This is a genomic window from Paenarthrobacter nitroguajacolicus (genome assembly GCF_031455195.1).
Lineage (GTDB): Bacteria > Actinomycetota > Actinomycetes > Actinomycetales > Micrococcaceae > Arthrobacter > Arthrobacter nitroguajacolicus_D.
Genome location: NZ_JAVDSH010000003.1, coordinates 343,987 through 364,584, shown reverse-complemented (window position 1 = coordinate 364,584; position 20,598 = coordinate 343,987). Strand labels below are relative to the sequence as shown.

General features: G+C 64.4%; 16 protein-coding genes. 10 read left to right on the top strand and 6 right to left on the bottom strand.

The window, feature by feature from the left end:
• Positions 1-20: 20 nt before the first annotated feature.
• Positions 21-1,697 carry an AMP-binding protein gene (locus tag J2Y68_RS09105; protein WP_309992388.1) on the top strand — a complete coding sequence of 559 codons (1,677 nt, stop codon included), beginning with the start codon at positions 21-23 and terminating at the stop codon, positions 1,695-1,697.
• Here the strand turns inward: J2Y68_RS09105 and J2Y68_RS09100 are convergent.
• Positions 1,694-2,665, bottom strand: coding sequence for a DNA-3-methyladenine glycosylase family protein (locus J2Y68_RS09100; protein WP_309992386.1), 972 nt, complete (start codon positions 2,663-2,665; stop codon positions 1,694-1,696). The genes J2Y68_RS09105 and J2Y68_RS09100 overlap by 4 nt on opposite strands.
• A gap of 143 nt (positions 2,666-2,808) precedes the next feature.
• Here J2Y68_RS09100 and J2Y68_RS09095 point away from each other — a divergent pair, with 143 nt between their 5' ends.
• The 3 genes from J2Y68_RS09095 to J2Y68_RS09085 all read left to right on the top strand — a co-directional run bounded on the left by J2Y68_RS09095 (position 2,809) and on the right by J2Y68_RS09085 (position 5,875).
• On the top strand, positions 2,809-3,201 hold the full coding sequence (locus tag J2Y68_RS09095; RefSeq protein ID WP_309992383.1) for a VOC family protein: 393 nt from the start codon (positions 2,809-2,811) through the stop codon (positions 3,199-3,201).
• 66 nt (positions 3,202-3,267) lie between these two features.
• The gene (locus J2Y68_RS09090; RefSeq protein ID WP_309992382.1) at positions 3,268-4,653 is read left to right on the top strand and encodes a cystathionine beta-synthase; all 1,386 of its coding nucleotides are present in this window, start codon (positions 3,268-3,270) and stop codon (positions 4,651-4,653) included.
• A 58-nt stretch (positions 4,654-4,711) separates the two neighbouring features.
• On the top strand, positions 4,712-5,875 hold the full coding sequence (locus J2Y68_RS09085; protein ID WP_309992379.1) for a cystathionine gamma-synthase: 1,164 nt from the start codon (positions 4,712-4,714) through the stop codon (positions 5,873-5,875).
• A 78-nt stretch (positions 5,876-5,953) separates the two neighbouring features.
• Here J2Y68_RS09085 and J2Y68_RS09080 read toward each other — a convergent pair whose 3' ends face one another.
• Positions 5,954-8,071, bottom strand: coding sequence for a phosphocholine-specific phospholipase C (locus J2Y68_RS09080; RefSeq protein WP_309992377.1), 2,118 nt, complete (start codon positions 8,069-8,071; stop codon positions 5,954-5,956).
• A 168-nt stretch (positions 8,072-8,239) separates the two neighbouring features.
• Here J2Y68_RS09080 and J2Y68_RS09075 point away from each other — a divergent pair, with 168 nt between their 5' ends.
• Positions 8,240-8,770, top strand: a complete 531-nt coding sequence (locus tag J2Y68_RS09075) for a winged helix-turn-helix transcriptional regulator (RefSeq protein WP_309992376.1) — start codon at positions 8,240-8,242, stop codon at positions 8,768-8,770.
• Positions 8,767-10,146: an MFS transporter gene (locus tag J2Y68_RS09070; RefSeq protein ID WP_309992373.1), complete on the top strand. Its 1,380-nt coding sequence runs from the start codon at positions 8,767-8,769 to the stop codon at positions 10,144-10,146. Before J2Y68_RS09075 ends, J2Y68_RS09070 begins: the two co-directional genes overlap by 4 nt.
• Positions 10,147-10,222: 76 nt before the next feature.
• Here the strand turns inward: J2Y68_RS09070 and J2Y68_RS09065 are convergent, their stop codons facing one another.
• From J2Y68_RS09065 to J2Y68_RS09050, 4 genes are read right to left on the bottom strand one after another with little or no spacing between them, the layout of a single operon-like run.
• Positions 10,223-11,398: an acyl-CoA dehydrogenase family protein gene (locus tag J2Y68_RS09065; RefSeq protein ID WP_309992370.1), complete on the bottom strand. Its 1,176-nt coding sequence runs from the start codon at positions 11,396-11,398 to the stop codon at positions 10,223-10,225.
• 17 nt (positions 11,399-11,415) lie between these two features.
• A complete protein-coding gene (locus J2Y68_RS09060; protein ID WP_309992368.1) occupies positions 11,416-12,942 on the bottom strand; it encodes an APC family permease in 1,527 nt (508 codons plus the stop codon).
• Entirely contained in the window at positions 12,939-14,144 is a 1,206-nt protein-coding gene (locus J2Y68_RS09055; protein ID WP_211712067.1) for a glutathionylspermidine synthase family protein, read from the bottom strand. Before J2Y68_RS09055 ends, J2Y68_RS09060 begins: the two co-directional genes overlap by 4 nt.
• 2 nt (positions 14,145-14,146) lie before the next feature.
• On the bottom strand, positions 14,147-14,869 hold the full coding sequence (locus J2Y68_RS09050; RefSeq protein WP_309992363.1) for a Tat pathway signal protein: 723 nt from the start codon (positions 14,867-14,869) through the stop codon (positions 14,147-14,149).
• A gap of 151 nt (positions 14,870-15,020) precedes the next feature.
• On the opposite strand from J2Y68_RS09050, the gene J2Y68_RS09045 reads away from it, so the two are divergent.
• From J2Y68_RS09045 to J2Y68_RS09030, 4 genes are all read left to right on the top strand, one after another.
• On the top strand, positions 15,021-16,520 hold the full coding sequence (locus tag J2Y68_RS09045; RefSeq protein ID WP_309992360.1) for a sensor histidine kinase: 1,500 nt from the start codon (positions 15,021-15,023) through the stop codon (positions 16,518-16,520).
• Positions 16,517-17,191, top strand: a complete 675-nt coding sequence (locus J2Y68_RS09040) for a response regulator (protein WP_309992623.1) — start codon at positions 16,517-16,519, stop codon at positions 17,189-17,191. Before J2Y68_RS09045 ends, J2Y68_RS09040 begins: the two co-directional genes overlap by 4 nt.
• 30 nt (positions 17,192-17,221) lie before the next feature.
• Complete coding sequence (locus J2Y68_RS09035; RefSeq protein ID WP_309992357.1) at positions 17,222-17,875, top strand: MOSC domain-containing protein; 654 nt, start codon at positions 17,222-17,224, stop codon at positions 17,873-17,875.
• A 438-nt stretch (positions 17,876-18,313) separates the two neighbouring features.
• Complete coding sequence (locus J2Y68_RS09030; RefSeq protein ID WP_309992354.1) at positions 18,314-20,488, top strand: DEAD/DEAH box helicase; 2,175 nt, start codon at positions 18,314-18,316, stop codon at positions 20,486-20,488.
• Positions 20,489-20,598 lie beyond the last annotated feature (110 nt).

Below are 20,598 nucleotides of genomic sequence, written 5' to 3'. Positions count from 1 at the left end.
TCCCTTGGTAGCGTTCCGTCATGTTGTCCTACACCGCCGGAGACACTGACGTCCCGCTGCTCGAAGAGACCATTGGCGCCAATTTTGAGCGCACCGCCGCCCGGTTTCCCCTCCGGGACGCCCTCATCGAGGCGGCAGCAACCCCTGGAGGGGACGCCCGCCGCTGGAGTTACCAAAAGCTGAACGACGACGTCGATCGCCTCGCCCGCGCGCTGCTGGCGATGGGCGTGGTCAAGGGCGAAAGGGTGGGTATCTGGAGTCCCAACTGCGCCGAGTGGACCATCCTGCAATACGCCACCGCGAAGATCGGCGCGGTGCTGGTCAATGTGAATCCTGCCTACCGCAGCCACGAGCTGGAGTTCGTGGTGAAGCAGAACGGCACGCGGATGCTGGTGACTGCCCCGTCGGACAAAAACAGCGACTACGTCGGCATGTCGCGTGCTGCGGCTGTCTCCTGTCCCGAGCTTCGCGAGGTGGTGTTCCTCCCAGGCGACCCGGCGAACGGACTCACAGCCGGCGTCCCCGAAGCGGGCCACGAAGTTTCTTACGCCGAGCTGCTGACCCGTGCTGACGGCGTCGGGCCTTCAGCGGTACGCGACCGCATGGCAGAACTCGATCCGCACGATCCCATCAATCTGCAGTACACGTCGGGTACTACGGGCTTCCCGAAGGGTGCCACGCTGACGCACCACAATATCCTGAACAACGGGAATTCGATCGGGCGGCTCTTGAAGTACACCGAGCATGACCGCGTGGTGATTCCGGTGCCGTTCTACCACTGCTTCGGGATGGTGATCGGCAACCTCAACGCGCTCAGTTTCGGGGCAGCCACCATCATTCCGGGCCGCGGTTTCAATCCCTCCGCGGCGCTGGAAGCTGTGCAGGATTTTGGCGGGACCTCGTTGTATGGAGTGCCAACCATGTTCATCGCGGAGCTCGCGCTGGAGGACTTCGGCTCCTACGACCTCTCCACACTGAGGACCGGGGTCATGGCTGGATCCCTGTGTCCCATTGAGGTCATGCGCCGGGTCATCGACGAGATGCACATGGTGGATGTGGCCATTTGCTACGGCATGACGGAGACCTCGCCCGTGTCCACCATGACGCGGGCCGGAGATACTTTGGAGCAGCGGACCAGCACCGTGGGCCGGACCATGCCTCACCTGGAGAGCCGGATCGTCGACCCGGGGTCCGGTGAGGTGGTGGAGCGCGGAGTGATTGGTGAGCTCTGCACCAGGGGCTACGCGGTGATGCAGGGATACTGGGGCCAGCCGGACAAGACCGCGGAGGCTATCGACGCCAAGGGTTGGATGCACACCGGCGACCTTGCCCGCATGGACCAGGACGGCTACCTCGTGATCGAGGGGCGGATCAAGGACATGGTGATCCGCGGCGGTGAGAACATCTACCCACGCGAGATCGAGGAGTTCCTCTACTTGCACCCGTCCATCCAGGATGTGCAGGTGATCGGCGTTCCCGACGAAAAGTACGGCGAGGAGCTCATGGCCTGCATCATCCTCAAACCCGGAGCCGGTCCACTGACGGCCGCGGACCTGGCCGAGTACTGCCGGGGCAAACTGGCCCACTACAAGATCCCGCGCTACGTGGATGTCCGAGAGAGCTTCCCCATGACGGTGTCCGGCAAGGTACGGAAAGTGGACATGCGCCAAGAGGCGGTCTCCCGCCTCCACCTTTAGTGGTGGCGGTGATCCTGCACGGTCATCCGGGGTCCGAACGTGGGTTTGCGGAAGCCACTCAGGTACAGCATCCGGACCACTCGTTGCCGCTGCCCTTGCCAGGGTTTCAGGAGCTCGATCATGCCGGCGTCGTCGGTTTTCCGGCCTGTCAGCGCGTACCCCACGTAGGAAGCCAGGTGATAGTCGCCCACGGAGATCGAGTCGGGGCAACCGTGGGTCCGTTGAACCACTTCAGCGGCGGTCCAGATCCCGATGCCCGGGATGGTCTGCAGCTTGGCGCCGGCTTCCGTTGAGTCCAGTTGGGCGAGCCGTTCAAGCGCGACGGCGGACTGCAGCGCCCGCATGACTGTTGCCGAGCGCTGTGGCCCAACTCCGGCCTTGTGCCACTCCCAGGATGGGATCGCCAACCACTGGCGGGCGGTGGGGGGAACCAGGAGCCCAGCGGGGGCCATGCCTGGCGCTGCCGTTCCATACCTGTACATCAGGTACCGGTACCCGCGCCGAGCCTCCAGTGTGGTGACTTTCTGCTCCAGGATCGTGGGCACCAGTGTGTCAACCACCCGCCCGGTGGAGGGAAGCCGCACAGCCAGGTTCCGGCGTCGTGATTCTGTGACCAGGCGGGGAAGCGTGGCATGGAAGGCAGGTTCGTCGAAACCGGACCAGTCGTCGCCGGCGCCGAGCAGCCTGGGCACCCCGGCCACGGCCTCCCCGGCGCCAGGCCCCCACGCCTGGGCGTCCACGAAGGACCCGGCCCCCAAACCGCCTCCCGAGAGACGCAGCGTGACCGGTCCCGAAGCGGCCGTGAACGCCATCCAATATCCGGAAGAGTGCGCCGCGAAGGACGGATCGGCGTTACCCCGCATGAGGGGGAACATGGTCTGATCCAAGCGGAAGGAACGTCCGGGATGCCACCTGATGGCTGCATCTGCCGCGGCCGCAACACGTGGCGGGGCGTCTGCGATGGTCATGTTTTCATGGTCCCATGCCCGGCTGACAATCCCATCAAAAGCCCCTTACGGCAGCAGCCACCCGGGTCTAGACTCCCTGATGTGGCACGGGTGGGCCGCGCCGCATCCCAGGAAACACTTCCAGGAACAAGGAGCGCCAAACCATGGCCGCAATAGTGCATTTCGAGATCCCGACGGATGACAAAGAACGGGCAAACACCTTTTACCAGAGTGCTTTCGGCTGGAACCTTACCCCCATGCAGGGGATGGACTACACCATCGCCATCACCGCCCCATCCGACGAAAAGACAGGTGCCCCCAAAGAGCCGGGAGCCATCAACGGTGCCCTGTTCCCACGGACGGATGCACTGAGGACGCCTATCCTGACCATCGACGTGGACGACGTCGATGCGGCCCTGGCGCAGGTGGAGTCGGCCGGAGGCAGTGTGGTTCAAGCGAAGGACGCGGTTCCCACCATGGGCTGGTACGCCTACTTCAAGGACACCGAAGGGAACATCATGGGTGTCTGGCAAACGGATCCGGGCGCGGGCAGCTAGGCCGGCTGCGGCTGCCTCACCTGGCCGAGGCGGGGGCGGGCGCGGGCAAGCGGTAGCTTTGTACCTATGAAGTATGCCCAGTCCGTGTTGGACCTCATCGGCAATACGCCGCTCATCAAGCTCAACCACGTCACCGACGGAATCAAAGCAACCGTCCTGGTCAAGCTCGAATACGTCAATCCCGGTGGATCCATCAAGGACCGGATCGCCGTGAAGATGATCGAAGAGGCCGAGAAGGACGGCCGGCTCAAGCCGGGCGGAACCATCGTTGAGCCGACGTCGGGCAACACGGGAGTGGGCTTGGCGCTCGTGGCCCAGCAAAAGGGCTACAAGTGCATCTTCGTGGTGCCGGACAAGGTGGGCGAGGACAAGCGCGCCGTCCTGAAGGCATATGGCGCTGACGTTGTGGTGACGCCAACGGCCGTTGCTCCCGAAAGCCCGCAGAGCTACTACGGCGTGTCCGACCGCCTGGTCAAGGAAATCCCCGGCGCCTTCAAACCGGACCAGTTCTCCAACCCGGCAGCCCCCGGCAGCCACTTCGAATCCACCGGCCCGGAGATCTGGAACGACACCGACGGCAAAGTCACACACGTGGTTATCGGCGCCGGAACCGGCGGCACCATCACGGGCACCGGCCGGTTCCTGAAGGAGGTCTCGGCAGGCCGGGCAGAGGGCGACGGCGGCCCGGTCAAGGTCATTGGGGCAGACCCGGAAGGTTCGGTCTACTCCGGCGGCACCGGCCGTCCCTACTTCGTGGAGGGTGTTGGCGAGGACATGTGGCCCGCCAACTACGACCCCGCCGTCCCGGACGAGGTCATTGCCGTTTCCGATGCCGACTCCTTCGCCATGACCCGCCGCCTGGCCCGCGAAGAGGGCCTCCTGGTGGGCGGCTCGTCCGGCATGGCCGTGGTGGCTGCCCTGCAGGCGGCCAAGGACCTGGACGAATCGGCCGTGGTTGTGGTGATCCTCCCGGATTCCGGACGGGGTTACCTTGCCAAGATCTTCAACGACCAATGGATGCGTTCCTACGGCTTCCTTTCCGGCGGTGAGGAAGCGTCAGTGGGCGAAGTCCTGAAGTCCAAGACCGGCGAGATGCCGGACCTGGTGCATATCCACCCGAACGAAACCGTCCGCGACGTCATCAACATCATGAACGAGTTTGGTGTCTCCCACATCCCGGTCCTCTCACAGGAACCGCCTGTGGTCATGGGCGAGGTCCTGGGGGCCGTGGACGAACGCAGCCTCACCAGCAAGCTGTTCCGTGGCGAAGCCAAGCTAGCGGACAAGATCTCCGAACACATGGGCGACCGCCTCCCCGTGATTGGCTCGCTGGAAACCATTTCCGCGGCCCGTGAGCTGCTGTCCGACGTCGATACGGTCATGGTGACCTTCGCGGGGGCCCCGGTGGGCATCCTGACCCGTCACGACCTTTTGGCGTACCTGAGCAACTAATCGTGCGCCTGACCACCCGCTGAACGAACAAACCTTCAAGAAACAAAGAGGTGCTTCCATGACTGCCAACAACAACGCCGGATTCAACACGCGAGCCGTTCATGCGGGACAGGCTTTCGAGCCCCGGACCGGGGCAGTTGTTCCGCCGCTGCATTTCAGCACCACCTACGCACAGGATGGCATCGGCAACCTGCGGTCCGGCTACGAATACGGCCGCGGTGGCAACCCCACACGTGATGCGCTGCAGGAACAGCTGGCCGCCCTTGAAGGTGGATCTGCCGCGTTTTCCTTCGGTTCGGGGCTCGCCGCCGAAGACTCGCTGATCCGCGCCATCGCCCGCCCGGGCGACCACATCGTGCTCGGCAACGACGCTTACGGTGGCACCTACCGGCTCATCAACCGCGTACTGGGTGACTGGGGCATTGGGAACACTCCCGTGGACATGTCCGACCTCGACGCCGTCGCCACTGCGGTCGCTGCCAACAAGACCCGGATCGTGTGGGTGGAGACGCCGTCGAACCCGATGATGAAAATCACCGACATCGAGGCGCTCGCCGCTGTAGCGCACGACGCCGGGGCCCTCCTGGTGGTGGACAACACCTTCGCGTCTCCCTACTTGCAGACCCCGCTCGCCTTGGGTGCCGACGTCGTGGTCCACTCAACCACCAAGTACATCGGCGGGCACTCCGACGTCGTGGGTGGGGCCCTTGTGGTCAAGGATGCAGGGCTGGCCGAAAAGATCGGCTTTATCCAGTTCGCCGTGGGCGCCGTTTCCGGTCCCATGGATGCGTTCCTGACAACCCGTGGCTTGAAGACCCTGGGCGTCCGCATGGATCGCCACAGCGAGAATGGCCAAGCCGTGGCCGAATGGCTGCTGCAGCGTCCCGAAGTTGAAGCCGTGCTGTACCCGGGCCTCCCGGACCACCCCGGCCATGATCTCGCGGCGAAGCAGATGAAGAGCTTCGGCGGCATGGTGTCCGTGCAGTTCAAGGGCGGCGAAGCAGCAGCGCGGACCGTTGCGGAGAACACCACAGTGTTCACCCTCGCCGAGTCGTTGGGCGGCATCGAGTCACTCATGAACTACCCCTCGGAAATGACCCACGCCTCGGTCAAGGGCACCGAACTGGCCGTGCCCGTGAACCTCCTGCGCCTGTCCTGCGGCATCGAGGACGCAGAGGACCTGATTGCTGACCTTGAGCAGGCTTTCGCCAAGATCGGCTAACACCGCCGGCTCTAGTCCGTCACACCCACCCTCCTATGGCGGATGTGACGGACAAGAGCGGGAATGGGGGGGTGCCCGCTAGCCGGAGATGCCCTCCTGCCCGTCTTCCTCACGGCCGGTCAGGCGACGCCTGAAAGACCCATCCTCAGTTGAGGTGACCTGGAGGTCGTACCAGCCGTTCGCAGTGTCCCAGCCGATCTTCCTGCTCTGACCCGGCTTGAGCTTCACCGTTTCCTTCCCGGCTGAGTACTGCAGGGACTCCAGCGATACCGTCACCGTCGCAGTGCCCGCGTTGCGCACTTCGAGTTCCACGGCTTTCTTGCCGCGGCGCCCCGTGACGGCGACGTCGACGCCCGACGCGACGCCCGCCGTCGTGCCTTTCAGTTCGTACTGGTACCTGTTGGGCCCGGTGACGACGACGTCGAAGATTCCTGTGGCCACGGGGAGTTCCACTGTCCGGCTGCCCGTGACGTCCGCGTGCAGGGGTTCGGAAACTTCGCCCGCGTAGCCGTAGACAGTGAAGTGGGTGGAGCGCGACCCGCTGTTGCCCAGTGCCAGGTTGATCTTCCCTTGCTTGACCGTGGCGGAAACCCGCGGCTGATACGGCAGCGGCCGGGCAGGCCGGGTGCCCATTTCCTGGATCGGAGCTACCTGGACGGCAGGGGGATTCGGGCGCCAGCGGCTGATCTTGGCAGGAACCGGGGCGGGGTGGTCAAGGGTTGGAGGCGTGCCGGGGGAATCGAAGTTGAAGACGCCGGTCAGGTCGCCGCAGACCTCGCGCCGCCATGGCGAGATGTTGGGTTCCTCGACACCGGTCCAGCGCTCCAGGAATCTCAGTACGGACGTGTGGTCGAAGACCTCGGAACTGACGACGCCGCCCATCGTCCAGGGCGAGACCACGGTCATGGGGACGCGGGGGCCCAGCCCGATCGGCCGTGCGGTGGTCCAGTCCGTGGATTCTCCGGAGGCCGGGCGTGGCTGGACGGGCGGCGGAACGTGGTCGAAGTAGCCATCGTTCTCATCGAAGTTCAGGAAGATGGCGGTACTGTCCCACGTACCGGGGTCGCTGGCGATGGTATCCAGCAGGCGGTAAACGAAGTTCGCACTGCCCACTGGCGTGGAAGCTCCAGGGTGTTCGGAATCCGCCGCCGACGGGACCAGCCAGCTGACCTGCGGCAAGGTGCCATCGGTGATGTCCTTGCTAAGGCGTGCCAGGAGGGTGTCCGGGCGGCCACGCCACATGGCTTTGTCGAACAGCGACCTTTCGGCGTTGGTCAGCGTGCTCCTGCCCAGCTCCAGTTGGGCCAGGAGGTGGTCCTGTTCCGCGGCGCTCTTGCCGGCAAGGCTGTCATAGAACTCTTCTGTGGTTCTCAGCTTGCCGTCTACGGAGGCCAACATCTTCCTGCCGATTGCCTTGAACGTTTGGAAGTACTCCACGGCGTTGTCCGTGAAGTTGTCCCAGTCCTGGTAGATCCGCCATGAGATTCCGGCGCGCTCCAAGCGCTCAGGATAGGTGGTCCAGTCGTAACCGCCGTGGTCGTAGCCGTAGGCCGCGTTGGTGACGGCCCTCTTGTTGCTGCCGGGTTCGTTGCCCGTGGTGCCGCTCCAAAGGTAGGTGCGGTTGGGGTTGGTGGATCCGTTGACGGAGCAGTGGTAGGCGTCGCAGATGGTGAAGGTGTCAGCGAGTTCGTACTGCAGCGGGATGTCCTGGCGCTCGTAGAACGTCATGGTGGAGGCGCTTTTGGCGGGAATCCATTTGTCACACCAGCCGTTGTTCCAGGCCGTGGTGGTGCCGGCGAAGGAGTGGTCCAGGTCGCCGAGGTACTGGATGTCCGAGCCTGGCCTGCCGGCGAGTTCGGCGGCCTTGCGGAGGGAGAAGGGCAACACCGTCTCGCCTGTGGCGCGGGGCTGCTCGAACACGGACTTACCGTTGGGCAGGCGGGTGACGGACGTGTCGGCATAACCGCGGACGCCGCGAAGCGAGCCGAAGTAATGATCGAAGGAACGGTTTTCCTGCATCAGCACGATCACGTGCTTGATGGACTGGAGGTTTCCTGGCGGAACGGGTTTGGCCATCGCCGCCTGAACGGAAGGAGGCAGCAGGGATCCGGTCGCGGCCAGGGCCGTGGCTGCGGCGGCGGTGCCGAGGAAGCCGCGGCGGGACAGGCCTGTAGAACCATCGGTTGAACGTTTCACCGAATCAGGGGAGTGCGAGGACATCAAGGCGCCTTTCATGGTCAGGGTTGTCCCGGCCAGCCTAGGCAGCCCAAGTGAACCGATGATGAAACCGCGGCAAACCGGCGGGGGTGTGTCGTGCAGTGCGAACTCTGGCTTTCTTTAGAGAAGTCAGCTACCTTGGTGCTCATGCCCTTGCGATCTGACTGGTCCGCCCGAACGTGCAGCCTTGCCCGCGGCCTGGATGTCCTTGGCGACCCATGGGGAAGCCTGGTCCTCCGCGAAATCTTCTTCGGAAACGGGCGGTTTGACGCCATCAAACAGCGACTCGAAGTGGCAGACAATGTCTTGAGCAAACGCCTCGCCTGGTTGGTTGAATCCGGCCTGCTTGTCCAGCGCCCCTACCGGGATGGAACACGTACCCGCCAGGAATACGTCCTCACACCCAAGGGCGAGGACGCGCTCCCGGTCCTGAACGCCATCATTATCTGGGCCGAAAAACACCTGGACGCCCCCAACGAGGTCTCCCACATGCGGGTCATCCACACCGAGTGTGGCCAAGCAACATCGTCGGCCGATACCTGCACCCATTGCGGGATCGCGCTGACCGCCGCCAACACCAGCTGGCACAGCTACAAGCGGAGCGACCAGCCCCTTCCCCTTGCCGTCGCACCCCGCGAAAGCCACGCTTCCGCCCTCGAAACGGAGATTCCCGCATGACCGCTCCCGACCTCACCGGAACCTCGTCCGGGATAAAACGGGCTCCCTCAGGCAAACGACCACGCCTGCACCCCGCCTGGATCGTTGCCGCCGTGGCCTTCCTGGCGCTGGTAGGGGCGGCAGGGTTCCGTGCGGCGCCAGGTGTGCTCATGGTCCCCCTCCAGCAGGAATTCGGCTGGTCAACCACCGTGCTGTCCCTGGCCGTCAGCATCAACCTGGTTCTGTTCGGCTTGACTGCGCCCTTTGCCGCCGCGCTGATGGAACGGTTCGGCATCCGCAAGGTCACCTCACTGGCCTTGTGCCTCATCGGTTTGGGCTCGGCACTGACGGTCTTCGTCAACCAGTCCTGGCAAATCCTGCTCACCTGGGGCGTCCTGATCGGGCTCGGCACGGGATCCATGGCACTGGTGTTCGCCGCGACAATTGCCAACACCTGGTTTGCCAAAAGCCGTGGCTTGGTCATCGGCATCCTCACCGCGGGCAGCGCCGCCGGGCAACTGGTCTTCCTGCCGTTCATTGCAGCCCTCGCCCAGAACCCAGGCTGGCGGGGCGCTTCCCTGCTCATCGCCGCAGGTGCGCTCGCCGTGGTTCCGCTGGTGCTGCGCTGGCTGCGGAACTCACCGGCCGACGTCGGGGTGTTGCCCTATGGTGCTGAAGAACCCAACGCGGAAGCCGCTGACGCCGGGAACAAGCCACCCGCTGGCGGGACTGTCGCCGTGGTCGCGTCGTCAGTGACGGGTGACTCCGCCAACGCGGCCGTTCGTGCCCTGCAGGTCCTCAAGCGTGCCAGCAAAGTCCGAACCTTCTGGGCGCTGGCGGCAGGGTTCGCTATCTGTGGGGCCACCACCAACGGGCTCATCGGCACGCACTTCATCCCCTCGGCCCACGATCACGGCATGCCGGAAACCACGGCGGCAGGCCTGCTGGCCGTCGTCGGAATTTTCGACATCGTGGGAACCATCGCCTCCGGTTGGCTGACCGACCGTTTCAACCCCAAAGTCCTGCTGGCCGTGTACTACCAATTCCGCGGGATCGGCCTGCTGGTACTGCCGTTGCTGCTGGGCTCGTCGGTGGAGCCGAGCATGATCATCTTCGTGGTGGTCTATGGGCTCGACTGGGTGGCCACGGTGCCTCCCACAGCGGCGATTTGCCGTTCGGTCTTCGGCGCCGACGGTTCGGTGGTGTTTGGCTGGGTGTTCGCTGCCCATCAGCTCGGTGCCGCTGCTGCCGCGCTGGCAGCCGGGTTCATTCGCGACGCCACCGGCCACTACAACTACGCGTGGCTTGGCGCGGCAGCCATGTGCACCGTGGCGGCCGTCATCAGCGCCACCATCCGTAAGGACGCCGCCAAGAAGGTACCGGCCGCAGTGGCTTGATGACCGATTGTTGGGCCCGTTCTGCACGCTATTCCGGCCCGGAAAGGCGCAGAGCGGGCCCCGCAACTCGGGACGGTTAGCCGCGAAAGGCCCCGATCCCCGTGATGTGCTGCCCCAGGATAAGCGTGTGGACCTCGTCCGTGCCTTCGTAGGTCCGAACGGATTCCAGGTTGTTGGCATGCCGCAAAGGGGAGTAGTCCAGCGTGACGCCGTTCCCACCGAGGATGGTCCGGGCCTCACGGGCAACCTTGATGGCCTCCCGGACGCTGTTCAGCTTTCCGAGCGAAATTTGCTGCGGCTGCAGGTGCCCCGCGTCCTTCAATCGGCCCAGGTGAAGGGCCAGGAGCGTACCCTTCTGGATCTCCACCAGCATGTTGACCAGCTTTTCCTGCGTCAGTTGATACCCGGCCAGTGGCCGCCCGAACTGGAGCCGGGTGCCGGCATACTCCAAGGCGGCCTCGTAGGAATCGCGCGCTGCACCCATCGCGCCCCACGCGATTCCGTAACGGGCCTCATTCAGGCAAGTGAAGGGCCCCCTCAACCCCGCTGCACCGGGGAGGATCGCGTCCGGCCCCAGCCCCACGCCCTCGAACGTCACATCGCACTGGATCGAGGCGCGCATGGAAAGCTTGGGTTCGATCGGCGTCGCGTTCACCCCGGGGGTTCCCGCCGGGACCAGGAAACCCCGGATGCCGTCCTCAGTGTTGGCCCACACCACCATGACGTCGGCGATCGAGGCGAGGCCGATCCAACGCTTGGCACCGTCCAGGACCCAACCGTCGGCGGTCCGTCGGGCAAACGTGGTCATGGACGACGGGTCCGAACCCGCCGTCGGCTCCGTCAGGGCGAAGCAGCCGATCAGCTCGCCGGCCGCCATCCGTGGAAGCCATCGCTCTTTCTGCTCCTCGGAACCCCACTTATGGATGGCCGTCATGGCCAGGGAGCCCTGCACCGAGACAAAGGTGCGGATCCCTGAATCACCGGCCTCCAGTTCCATAGCAGCCAGACCATATTCGACCGCCGTTCGGCCGGGGCATCCATACCCTTCCAAGTGCATGCCCAACACCCCGAGCTCACCCAGTTCAGGGGCAATTTCCCTGGGAAAAACAGCGTCCTCGTACCAACGGGCGATGTTCGGCCTGATCCGCTGCGCTGTGTAGTCCCGCACTTTCTCGCGGAAGGCCAACTCGTCCGCAGTCAGGAGTGAGTCGAGGGCCAGGATGTCGGAGGGGTTCGTCGTTGAATCGCTCATTCCAGCATCCTAGGCGGCTACTCGCCGCGAACTATCCCAACCTCGGCTCGTTCGCCCGTGAAATACCCCCGGGTGGACGGCGCGAACCTGCACACAATGGCCAGGACGACGCCGAGGGCCAGAAGCAGGACGCCGCTGACGAACGCGCCACCGATCCCGAAGATGCGGGTATCCCCGTAGGCCGGGTCCCACATCTGTACGGCCGAGACGAAGAACGCGGCGGTCAGGGACAGTGCCCCCAGCAGCGGCAGGATGCCCCGGAACCACAGGTTACGGGCGGATTCGCGCAGCGTGGAACGGAAGAACCAGACGCAGGAGAAACCGGTCAAGGCGTAGTAGAACGCGATGAAAAGGCTGATCGCGCTGATGGAATCCGACAACAGGTTTTCGCTGAGGAAGCTCATGGCCACGTAGTAGACCACGGCCACCGCGCCCATGACCTGGGTGGAGAACCCGGGTGTCATGAAACGCTCATGGACTTTTCCGAAACGGGGAGGGAGGGCGCCGTGGACTCCCATGGACAGTGTCCCGCGGGCCGTGGGCAGGATGGTGGTCTGTGTGGAGGACAGGACGGAGGCCAGCACGGCAACAACAATCAACCAGCCCCAAGGGCCCAGCACAACGTCCTTCATGGCCAGGAAGACGTCATCCTGGTTGGCTTCATTGCCCAGTCCAATGCCGTCCGAGCCGATGGTGGCGTACATCATGACCAGCAGTGCCACGGAAACGTAGATCGCCAAGAGGACCGTCGCTGAAATGACGGCGCCACGGCCAGGGGTCTTCGCCGGGTTCTCGGTTTCTTCGTTGAGTGCCAGGCATGTGTCCCAGCCCCAGTAGATGAACAGCGCCAACAGCACCCCGTGCACGACGGCGCCGGGGTCCGCAAAGGCTCCCGCGGGGTTGAACCATTCGAAGTCAAAAGGCTGCCCCTCGGGCGCGCCGCCGGCAATCCTGAAGACGATGGCCACTGCGAAAATGCCCAAGGAAATGTATTGGATGTACGTCAGGGTGCGCTGAACGTGCTCGCCAAGCCGGATGCCGCGGTGGTTCACATATGTCATGAACACGATGAACAGCACGCCCGTGGCCGTCACCAGCCAGGTGTTGTCCGCCAAGGAACCGTCGCCCACCAGCAGCCAGAGGTACTTTCCTGCAATTTGTGCCAGGTTGGCCAACACCACGATTCCGGCGAGGGCAACTCCCCAGCCGCCAAGCCATCCAGCCCAAGGACCAAAGGCTTTACGGGCCCAGAAGAACGTGGTGCCACAGTCGGGCATGGCGCTGTTAAGTTCCCGGAAGGCATAGGCGATGAACAGTACCGGGATGAAGCCGAGGACCAGGATCAGTGGAGTGTAGTTGCCGTTGACAGCGACAATGAGGCCCAGCGTTGCGGCCAGCGAATACACGGGCGCGGTGGAGGCCAGGCCCAGCATGACGGAGTCGCCCAGGTCCAGGATTCCTGCGTGGAGGCCTTTGGAAGGTACGACGGCGGAACGGTCGCCGCCCGCTGAGCCGCCACCCGGCGTCGAGGTTTCAGTGCTCATAGTGCGGCTCCGTAGGAAGTAGCAGGTGGCGCGACAGGCGCCGGGGCGTCAATGGTGTTGGGAACGAAACGGCAGAAGTAGTCCGTGATGGGGCCGTCGGATTCGCGGATGCCGCAGCCCACGGATTCGCCATCCACTACCCAGAGGCCCAGGACGGGGTGGTTGCCGTCGAAATCCGGAAGGGAGTGGTACTGCTGGAAGCACCACCCTTCTCGGCCGTAACCGCCGGGCTGCTGTATCTCAATGCCAGGGGCGTGGATGCGGATGTTGTCGCCCTCGCGTCCGTGCAACGGCTTGGCCACCCACTCCTTGAGCGGACCCGGGTCTCCCAGGTACGCCGGCAGCAGGTTCTCATGGTTCGGGTAGAGGTGCCACAGCGCGGCCAGCAGGGCTTTGTTGGACAGCAGCATCTTCCAGGCGGGCTCAACCCAGCGGGGGTTGTGGGCGCGCTGCAAGAGCCGTTGTCCGAACGGTTCCTTCATCATGAGTTCCCATGGATACAGCTTGAACATGGTGCTGATCATGAAGTTGTCCAGGTCCACGAAGCGGTTCAGGTTCGGGTCCCAGCCGATATCGGACATGTTGATGCCGATGGTGGTCCACCCGCCCTGGCTCGCGACATCCCGCATGTAGGCGGCCGTCATCCAGTCTTCGCCTGACTCCTCAGCCTCGGAGTGGGCCACGTGCAGGGTGCTCATGCCGGTGCGGAACTGCAATTTCTTCCACTGCCGGATCAGGGCCTCATGGATGCCATTCCACTGGTCTTTCTCCGGGAAGACGTCCTGGAGCCAGAACCATTGGGCCACGGAAGCTTCGATCAATCCTGTGGGGGTATCGGCGTTGTACTCCAGCATCTTCGCTGGGCCGCCCTTGCCGTCATAAATGAAGTCGAAGCGGCCATAAATGTCCATGTCCGCAGCCAACAGCGAGTCACCGGCAAGCTCCAGCGCCTGTTGTCCGATCCCGATGTCGCCCATGGCTCCGGTAGCGAGGTACTTGGCCGCTTCCAAGCACATGATGTGCATGTCCTCGGCGGTCTTTTCCAGCGTTTCCACCTCGTCCATGGTGAATTCGTAGTACGCCGATTCGTTCCAGTATTCGATCTTGCGGCCATCGGGCATGGTGGTGGTGGAAAAGACCAGGCCCTGTTCCTCGATCTTCTTCTTCCAGTCCGGACGGGGCACGGAGGGCAGTCGACGCATCCTTAGCCCCCCGAGCTTCCGCCGCTTTTGGAACTGCTGCCGAAACCGCCGCGGCTGACAGTGCCGCCCTTGGTGCTGTACCCGGTGGAGGACTTGGCGCCGGACGGCACGTTCTTGGTGTAGCTCGGGTAGGCGGACCTGTTCTGGCCGACGGCCGGAACGCTGGCGCCCCGCGAATAGAAGTACCAGGCGTAGATGCCCGAGCTGCGGCCCGCCGAGCTGCTGTTGTCGCACTGGTTGTCGTCAACGCGCTCGCCGGTTTCCTCGTTGAAGCAGACCTGTGCGTAGTCAGCTTCCTGCTCGTTGCTGGCAACGATCGCGGTGATGGTTCCCGCCAACAAGGCAGTCACGCCGAGGCCCACCACTACGGTGCGGCGTTGCGAGCGCTTCTTCTTTTTGGCTGCTTCCGCCGCGCCGCGTTCGCGTTCCTTGGCGAAGGGGTCAATAACGGGCAGTGGCTGGCCAGGCTGCGTTGGTCCTGCCGGGCCCTGGGATGCCCCAGCGGCTACAGGGCGCTTCTTGCCCTTGCCGGCGGCCCGGCTCTTGTCCTGGTTCCCGCCCTGCTGATCCTGGGCCGGTTCCTCCACGGGAGCGAACAGTTCGGGGTGGAGTTCGGGTTTGGGCACCTGCCACGGCGGGGGTTTGGGCGGATTGTTGCCCGCTCCAAAATCGGCGTTGTTGTCCCCGCCGCTGCCGGCAGCGTCGGGGTTGTCTTTCGGGCCCATGCGTATCCCCCTGGATAGACCGTGGAAGTGTCCGGCGCCACGCCGGACCAGAATGCTCAGAGCAAGCCTAGTACCTGTGCGGAGCGCTGGCACCGGTGACAGTCCCACATGGGGAGAACTGCCCACCAACGAACCATGTAAGGATGTAGCCATGGCGGCACCTGAGGCACACAGCAACGGCGAGGACGGCGTGCTGCTGCGGCTTCCGTCGGTGCGGGGCATCGGCCAGGGCCGGGTGATCACCGGGTTGGTCCTGGCACTTTTGCTGCCCCCTGCGGTCGAAGTTCTCGTCACGGTGCTGGGTTTCCGTAATTTTGCGATGATCATGCTCCTGCAACTGGCGGTGGCAGTGGCCGTGGCCGCTGTCGGGGGCTTATGGCCAGCGGTGGTGGCCGCCGTGCTGGGCAGTTTCCTCCTTAACTACTTTTCGGCGGACCCCGTAGGTTCGCTATCCATAGCAGACCCCAGCACGCTGTTCACCGTGGTGGTCTTCCTTGCCGTGGCGTGCGGCGTGGGGCTTGCTGTGGGCCTGGCCACCCGGAGGGCGCAGGAAGCGGCGAGATCGGGAGCGGAGGCCACGGCACTGAGCGAGCTGGCCCTGCGCATCCTCAGCTCCGACGGCAGCCTGGAGTCGTTCCTGGAGAAGGTCCGCGGCAATCTGGGCATGCAGGCTGTGACATTGCTGGGAAGCCAAGGAATTACAGTGCAGGGCGCGGCACCGGAGTGGCGTGTCCTGGCGAGCGCCGGCCCCAATCCGCCGGTGACCCATGCCGCCGCGGACCATGCCGCCGTCGTCGATCCCCACTACACGCTGTTGCTGCGCGGCGGGCCGTTATCCCCACACCACCAGCGGATGCTCGCGGCATTTGGCGCGTTTGTGGTCGCCGTGCGCGAGCGGCAACAACTGGTGCAGAGCCGGCGCGATAATGTGCGGTTATCGGAGGGCAACAAGATGCGTACCTCCATCCTGCGCGCCGTGTCGCATGACCTGCGGACGCCCTTGGCCGGGATCAAACTGGCGGTCAGCAGCCTACGCCAGGATGACGTGGATTTTCCGCCGGATGTGGAGCGGGAGCTGTTGGAGACCATTGAGGATTATGCGGACCGGCTGGACCACCTGGTGGACAACCTCCTGGACATGTCGCGCATTACCGCGGACGCCGTCAATCCGTTGCTGACCGGTACGGCATGGGCGGACGTGCTGCCGGAAGCGCTTCAGGGGATTCCCCGGGACCGCCTCCGCAACGAACTGCCACCCAACCTCCCGCCGGTTCAAGCCGACACCGGCATGCTCGAGCGCGTTGTCGCGAACATCGTGGAGAACGCTGTGAAATATGCGCCGGATTCGGACGTGGTGCTCAGGGCCAGGGCAGGTGCGGACATCACCTTGGGGGAGCGGCCCGCCAGCGAGTTGCGGATTGTGGATCATGGCCAGGGAATAGGCCCGCAGGAGGTCCTCACCATGTTCCAGCCGTTCCAGCGTTTCGGTGACGCGCCCACCCCTGGGCCGGCCGGTGGGATAGGACTGGGGCTCGCGGTCGCCAAGGGATTTACCGAAGCCATGGGTGGAAGCCTCGCGGCGGAGCCGACGCCGGGCGGCGGACTGACGCTGGTGGTCACGCTGCCGCTGTGGACCGGGGAGCAGCTGTGACGCTGGTGCTGATCGTTGAGGACGAGGCACGCATTGCCCGGGCCATGCAGGTGACCCTCCAGGCCCACGGGTACCAGGCCTTGACAGTGGGAAACGGCGCGGATGCTCTGAACGCCGCCGCGAAGCAACCGGTGAAGATTGTGGTCCTGGACCTCGGCCTGCCTGACATGGACGGCGTGGAGGTCATCCGGCGTATCCGGGGCTGGTCCAGCATGCCCATCATCGTGCTGTCCGCCCGGCACGCCTCGGAAGACAAGGTGGAAGCGCTCGACGCCGGTGCGGACGACTACGTGACCAAGCCCTTCGGTTTGGATGAGCTGCTTGCCCGGTTGCGGGTTGCCTCCCGCAGGGTCGTCACCGGAGAAGAAGAACCCACCTTGGCGACCGCAGACTTCGTGGTGGACCTGGCCGGCAAGAAAATCGTCAGGGATGGTGCGGACGTCCGGCTGACACCTACCGAGTGGAACATCCTGGAGTTGCTGGTCCGCAACAAAGGGAAGCTGGTGAGCCAACAGCAGATCCTCACCCAGGTTTGGGGCCAGGCGTATGCCAAGGAAACCCAGTACCTCAGGGTGTACATCGCCCAGTTGCGGCGGAAACTGGAACGGGATCCTGCGGAGCCACGCCACCTCCATACCGAAGCTGGCATGGGCTACAGGTTCGATCCCTAGCACGGCACGCGCATCCGTACACTGTTGTCCATGAACACCGCATCCCTCCTCGCCGTCTGCCGTGTCCACCAGTTGCTGCCTGATCCGGGCAACGTGGGCGTCACTGCCATCGACAAGCGTCCCGTCGAGGGGCCGGTCAGGGTGCACAAACTGGGACTTCACGGTGATGTGCAGGCGGACCGGGCCAACCACGGCGGAGAGGACCAGGCACTGTACGCCTATTCGCAGGACGACGCTGACTATTGGTCGGGGGAGCTGGGGCGGGAACTTGCGCCAGGCTTCTTCGGCGAGAACCTGCGCGTCACCGGAACCGAAACCACAGGCGCGGTGATCGGCGAACGTTGGAGGATCGGTTTGGACCTGGAGTTGGAAGTGACCTCTCCCCGGGTTCCTTGCGCCACCTTCCAACGCGCGATTGGGGAGCCACAGTGGGTGAAGAGGTTCACGCAGGCCGGCAGGGTTGGCACGTACCTTAGGGTGATCCGGGCGGGCACCATCTCGGCGGGAGACCACATCCACCGCACGTTCATTCCGAAGCACGGTGTCACCGTGGGCCAGTGGTTCAGCGAACCCACCGCGGAACTCGTCCAGGTCCTCTTGGATGCCGAGGCGGATGGGGAGATCCGGCTCCAGGACGAGTACCACGCGAAGTTCGAAAAGGTCCTGCGGCGCAGCGACCTCTGAACGCAGCCAGTCGGTCTCTGGGCGCAGCTTCGCGGTCCTGTCGAGCCCGTGGTGAGCCGGCGTTCAATGCCCGGCAAGGGGAATGTGAACAAGCTCACCGGGATCCGGGTCGCGGGCACCCCGCCCTGTGCCCTACACTTGAAATATCCCCCACTCCGGAAATCCCTTTATCCTGCCCAATTCTTGAGGCAGGACTGGTAAGTGTTGGGGCCCGCAAATGTGTGCGGGCATTTTCATAGGGAGAGCCGGCTAAAGAAAACGCTGTACAGACTGCTGGGATAGCAGCCAAGAGATGCAGCGGGAAGTCCTGCCATGGGATTGCGATAGCGCCGGACTTCTTGCGAATAGCAGGGCACCTTTTCCTGTCTCTTCGCGACGAGTACTGCGGCCAGCCCAACCGGGTCGCGCCGATGCCCTATGGATGAGGAATTTCCCCTTATGACCGAAAATCTCAACGAAAACTTCGACGCCCCGAACGATGAGTCTGCTGAAACAGCCCCCGTTGCTGAAGCAGTAGAGACCGCCGCACCCGCCGAAGCTGAAGCACCGGCTGCTGCCGCTGCCCCCGTCGAGACTGCCGCAGCTGAGGCTGCAGCCCCCGCCTTCACCGAAGCTCCTGCTCCCAAGGCAGACGAGGACGAAGAAGAAGGCGTTCGCTTTGCCGAGCTCGGCATCGACGGCCGCGTTCTGGCCGCTCTGCAGGATGTCGGATACGAAAAGCCGTCACCCATCCAGGCCGCAACCATCCCGCTGCTCCTTGAGGGCCGCGACGTCGTTGGCCTGGCTCAGACCGGTACCGGCAAGACCGCAGCATTTGCTGTCCCCGCCCTGTCCCGCCTGGCTGAACTTCACGACCTCAACGGCCCGTCCCGCAAGACCCAGGCATTGGTCCTGGCTCCCACGCGTGAACTGGCCCTCCAGGTTGCCGAGGCTTTCACCTCCTACGCCAAGCACATTGACGACTTCACCGTCCTGCCGGTGTACGGTGGCTCGGCCTACGGCCCGCAGCTTGCCGGCCTCCGCCGTGGTGCCCAGGTTGTTGTCGGTACTCCCGGCCGCGTGATCGACCACATCGCCAAGGGTTCCCTGGACCTTTCCGAGCTCCAGTACCTCGTCCTTGACGAGGCTGACGAGATGCTGCGCATGGGCTTCGCCGATGACGTGGAGCAGATCTTCCAGCAGACCCCCGAGGACCGCCAGGTTGCGTTGTTCTCGGCCACCATGCCGGGCCAGATCCGCCGCATGTCCAAGCAGTACTTGAACAACCCGGCTGAGATCTCGGTGAAGTCCAAGACCACTACCGGTGCCAACACCCGCCAGCGCTACCTGCAGGTCATGGGCCCGCACAAGCTGGACGCACTGACCCGCATCCTTGAGGTTGAGGACTTCGACGGCGTCATCGCCTTCGTGCGGACCAAGATGGCTACCGAGGACCTGGCTGACAAGCTGAAGGCCCGGGGCTTCCAGGCTGCCGCCATCAACGGCGACATCCCGCAGCAGCAGCGCGAACGCACTGTTGACGCGCTCAAGGAAGGCCGCATCGACATCCTGGTTGCTACCGACGTCGCAGCCCGTGGTCTTGACGTTGAGCGCATCAGCCACGTCATCAACTACGACATTCCGCACGACACCGAGTCCTACGTCCACCGCATTGGCCGTACCGGCCGTGCAGGCCGTTCCGGTGACGCGATCCTGTTCATGACGCCGCGCGAGAAGTACTTGCTGCGTTCCATCGAGAAGGCCACGCGCCAGCCGGTCGAGCAGATGCACCTGCCCACCGCGGAGACCGTGAACACGCTGCGCCTGGGCAAGTTCGCCGAGCGCATCACCGAGACCCTCGCGTCCGAGGATGTCGCAGCGTTCCGCGACCTCATCTCTTCCTACGAAGAAGAGCACAACGTTCCGGCTGCGGAGATCGCAGCTGCCCTGGCCGTCATGGCCCAGGGTGGACAGCCCTTGCTGGTGAAGGAACTGCCTGCAGCTCCTGAGTACCAGAAGCGCGAGCGCTCCAAGGACGGCTTCGGTTCCCGTGGCCCGACCCGTGCACTTACCGAGGGCAACGCTACCTACCGGATCGCCGTCGGACGCCGCCAGCGCGTCATGCCGGGTTCCATCGTTGGCGCCATTGCCAACGAGGGTGGCATCTCGTCCGCACAGATCGGTGGCATCGACATCCGCTCGGACCACTCCCTGGTGGAGCTCCCGGCAGACCTGAGCCCCGAGCAGCTGCGCGCACTGTCCCGCACCCGCATCGGCGGCGAGTTGATCAACCTCGAGTTGGACAACGGCCGCAGGCCGAACAGCGAACGTGGTGGCTACTCCGGTGGGGGACGCGGTGGCTACGGCGACCGTGAAAACCGTGGTGGCGGAAACTTCAAGGGCAACGGCGGCTTCAAGAAGGACTTCCGTAAGTCCGACGGCGAGCGTACCTCCGCTGACCGTGGCGGCCGCTCCTACAGCGACCGCTCTGAGCGCACCGCAGGCAGCTTCGGCGACCGCGATCGCGGACAGGCCAGCGGATCCCGCTTCGGTGGACACGGCGACGGTGCACGCAAGCCCCGCAGTGGCGGCGAAGGCGGACACCGCGACTTCAACCGCAAGGGCAAGTGGTAAACACAGCCCGGTGCTAAACACCAAGTAGTTCCCACAGGGGGTCGGCTTTCGAGCCGGCCCCCTGTTGCGTTAACCGCGGGCCCCGGCCCCTGTCGCCAGCCGTGCGGCAC

Excerpts from the sequence above, each read along its gene's own strand:
- J2Y68_RS09105 (WP_309992388.1), top strand. The coding sequence starts at position 21 with ATGTTGTCCTACACCGCCGGAGACACTGACGTCCCGCTGCTCGAAGAG.
- J2Y68_RS09100 (WP_309992386.1), bottom strand. The coding sequence starts at position 2,665 with ATGACCATCGCAGACGCCCCGCCACGTGTTGCGGCCGCGGCAGATGCA.
- J2Y68_RS09095 (WP_309992383.1), top strand. The coding sequence starts at position 2,809 with ATGGCCGCAATAGTGCATTTCGAGATCCCGACGGATGACAAAGAACGG.
- J2Y68_RS09090 (WP_309992382.1), top strand. The coding sequence starts at position 3,268 with ATGAAGTATGCCCAGTCCGTGTTGGACCTCATCGGCAATACGCCGCTC.
- J2Y68_RS09085 (WP_309992379.1), top strand. The coding sequence starts at position 4,712 with ATGACTGCCAACAACAACGCCGGATTCAACACGCGAGCCGTTCATGCG.
- J2Y68_RS09075 (WP_309992376.1), top strand. The coding sequence starts at position 8,240 with ATGCCCTTGCGATCTGACTGGTCCGCCCGAACGTGCAGCCTTGCCCGC.
- J2Y68_RS09070 (WP_309992373.1), top strand. The coding sequence starts at position 8,767 with ATGACCGCTCCCGACCTCACCGGAACCTCGTCCGGGATAAAACGGGCT.
- J2Y68_RS09065 (WP_309992370.1), bottom strand. The coding sequence starts at position 11,398 with ATGAGCGATTCAACGACGAACCCCTCCGACATCCTGGCCCTCGACTCA.
- J2Y68_RS09060 (WP_309992368.1), bottom strand. The coding sequence starts at position 12,942 with ATGAGCACTGAAACCTCGACGCCGGGTGGCGGCTCAGCGGGCGGCGAC.
- J2Y68_RS09055 (WP_211712067.1), bottom strand. The coding sequence starts at position 14,144 with ATGCGTCGACTGCCCTCCGTGCCCCGTCCGGACTGGAAGAAGAAGATC.
- J2Y68_RS09050 (WP_309992363.1), bottom strand. The coding sequence starts at position 14,869 with ATGGGCCCGAAAGACAACCCCGACGCTGCCGGCAGCGGCGGGGACAAC.
- J2Y68_RS09045 (WP_309992360.1), top strand. The coding sequence starts at position 15,021 with ATGGCGGCACCTGAGGCACACAGCAACGGCGAGGACGGCGTGCTGCTG.
- J2Y68_RS09035 (WP_309992357.1), top strand. The coding sequence starts at position 17,222 with ATGAACACCGCATCCCTCCTCGCCGTCTGCCGTGTCCACCAGTTGCTG.
- J2Y68_RS09030 (WP_309992354.1), top strand. The coding sequence starts at position 18,314 with ATGACCGAAAATCTCAACGAAAACTTCGACGCCCCGAACGATGAGTCT.